This is a genomic window from Gemmata algarum (assembly GCF_034097035.1).
In the GTDB taxonomy this organism is placed as follows: domain Bacteria; phylum Planctomycetota; class Planctomycetia; order Gemmatales; family Gemmataceae; genus Gemmata; species Gemmata algarum.
The window spans coordinates 1-403 of record NZ_JAXBLV010000145.1 but is presented as its reverse complement, the minus strand read 5'-3'; the positions used below and the strand labels follow the sequence as shown (position 1 = coordinate 403).

The window sequence follows — 403 nt, the reverse complement described above, 5'->3', positions numbered from 1 at the left end:
CGAAGAGCGGGCGCAGCCGGCTCCGGATGCTCCCGAAGGCCAACGCGGAGTGCATGGGTCAAGCTCTGGCGGACTTCGCCGGGTGGGCCGACCCGGACCGGCGCAAGGTGCTCGTGTTGATCTTGGACGGTTCGGGCGGACACACGGCCAAGGGGCTCCGCGTGCCGCCCAACGTGGTGCTCCATCGTCAGCCGAGTTGCACCCCGGAACTCCAACCCGCCGAGCACTGGTGGCCACTCGTCCGCGAGGGACTGGCCAACCGGGTGTTCGACGACCGGAATGGGCGGACCGCGACGCTGACGACCCGGTGCCCGTGGCTCATGGAACACCCCGCGGTTGTCGGCGGGGCCGTCGGGTTTTACTGGGCCGTCGCCGCCTGACGGTTACGGATCAATCGGATTTG

The 403-nt window shown here is 69.2% G+C and carries 1 pseudogene; it reads left to right on the top strand.

The annotated features are described in order from the left end of the window. Positions 1 to 380 (top strand): annotated as a pseudogene (locus tag R5W23_RS12230) (IS630-like element ISAva6 family transposase); the annotation flags it as partial. Positions 381 to 403: the final 23 nt, after the last annotated feature.